Annotated in this window: 1 protein-coding gene; it reads left to right on the top strand. The window is 48.5% G+C overall.

Annotated features, from left to right (window positions below):
• A partial coding sequence (locus JX312_RS12710; RefSeq protein ID WP_204458281.1) for a cation-translocating P-type ATPase occupies window positions 1–1,970 on the top strand: 1,970 nt, incomplete at its 5' end.
• Between the last annotated feature and the right edge of the window lie 137 nt (window positions 1,971–2,107).

The following is a 2,107-nucleotide window of genomic DNA, read 5'->3' as shown; positions in this document are numbered from 1 at the left end:
AATGTATTCTTACAATCGTAGGATTCTTCATCGTCTTCTTTGCGATGGTGATAGGAGCGTTCTCTATGCTCAATCCTGGTGCCGACAGTGCCACGTGGTCGCTCCTCCTTGCACATACGCTCAAGACGCTGATGGTTGCCGTTACGCTTATCGTAGTTGCAGTGCCCGAAGGTCTGCCAATGGCTGTAACACTCTCTTTGGCATACTCGATGAGCCGTATGCTCAAGACCAACAACCTTGTCCGCAAGATGCACGCCTGTGAGACAATGGGTGCCACCACTGTAATATGTACGGACAAGACCGGAACGCTGACACAGAACCAGATGCAGGTTTACAAAACCAATTTCTTCGGCGAGCCTTCCAACGAAGTGCTCTATGAAGGCATCGCTGTAAATTCGACCGCCCAGCTTGACCTCTCGGGAGAAAAGCCTCAGGTGCTCGGCAATCCTACAGAAGGTGCGCTGCTCCTCTGGCTAAAAGAGCGTGGCACAAATTATCTTGACCTCCGCAACGGTGCGACCCGCCTTGAAGAACTGCCTTTTACTACCGAACGTAAGTATATGGCAACCGTGGTAAAATCTGCAACTGGCAAAAACATTCTTTATGTCAAGGGTGCTCCAGAAATAGTATTCGGGATGTGCAAAAACACATGTGGTGTGACTAAGGCTGAAATTGACGCACAGCTGCTTGAATATCAGAATCAGGCAATGCGCACTCTCGGCTTTGCATATCAGGAACTTGGCGATAAGGACGCAACAATCGCTGACAGCAAAGTGGTTGCGGACAACCTGACGTTCCTTGGGATTGTTGCAATCTCTGACCCTGTCCGTATTGACGTACCCGACGCGGTCAGTGAGGTTATTGATGCCGGAATCAAAGTCAAGATTGTGACAGGTGACACTCCAGGAACTGCAAAAGAAATCGGTCGTCAAATTGGTCTTTGGAACGATGCGACAGATACTGACCGCAATATCATCACCGGTCCGGAATTTGCCGAACTTTCCGATAAGCAACTGAAGGAGCGTGTGGGCGAACTGAAAATCATTGCTCGTGCACGTCCCATGGATAAGAAACGACTCGTAGAGGCTCTCCAAGCCAACAACGAAGTTGTCGCTGTGACAGGTGACGGTACCAATGATGCTCCCGCACTCAAAACTGCCCATGTCGGTCTTTCTATGGGTGACGGCACATCTGTTGCCAAAGAAGCATCCGACATCACCATCATCGACAATTCGTTCTCTTCAATCGGTCGTGCCGTGATGTGGGGTCGCTCCCTCTACAAGAATATCCAACGTTTCCTCCTGTTCCAGCTCACAGTCAATGTAGCTGCCTGTTTCCTCGTGCTGTTCGGCTCGTTTATGGGAACAGAATCGCCTCTTACAGTCACACAGATGCTTTGGGTAAACCTCATCATGGATACCTTCGGAGCAATGGCACTTGCGTCGCTTCCTCCTTCGCAGAGAGTAATGGACGAAAAACCTCGTAAGCGTGAAGCCTCCATTCTTTCAAAACAGATGCTATGGGAACTTTTCAGTGTAGGTTTTATCTTCTTTGCCATCACCCTCGGATTCTACTGGCTATTCAACCATGCAAATGTCACCTCTATACCGCAAATGTTCCATACCACAATAGGAGCTGCAGCAGAAATGACACCATACGAAGCAACGCTCTTGTTCTCGATATTCGTTTGGACACACTTCTGGTATATGTTCAATGCCCGCAGCTTCGAGACTGGCGAAAGTGTGTTCAAACTCAAAATGAGCCAAGGCTTTTGGACTATTGTTGGTATTATCGTTATCGGTCAGCTGTTTATTACCGAGATTGCATACGAGTTCTTCAACGTAGAGCCGATGCTTCATACCCTTGACTGGAGTTTCAATCCCTCTGGCGCTCTCGACCTTGCAATCATCGTTGCTGCATCATCGCTTGTCCTCTGGGTAAGAGAGATATACCGACTGTTTAAGAAATAAAAATATTACTGTCCGCTAAACCATATAAGAGTGAGTCCAACTTCCTGAACGGCAGAAGTTGGGCTTACTTTTTGTATTTGACAAGCCCCCTCAGCCGTTTTCAGGTACTTCGGGAGGGGATTCCGATGCTTCGGCGA

This window comes from Barnesiella sp. CU968 (assembly GCF_905219685.1).
GTDB lineage: Bacteria > Bacteroidota > Bacteroidia > Bacteroidales > Muribaculaceae > Lepagella > Lepagella muris_A.
This window is presented reverse-complemented; position numbering and strand designations above follow the sequence as displayed.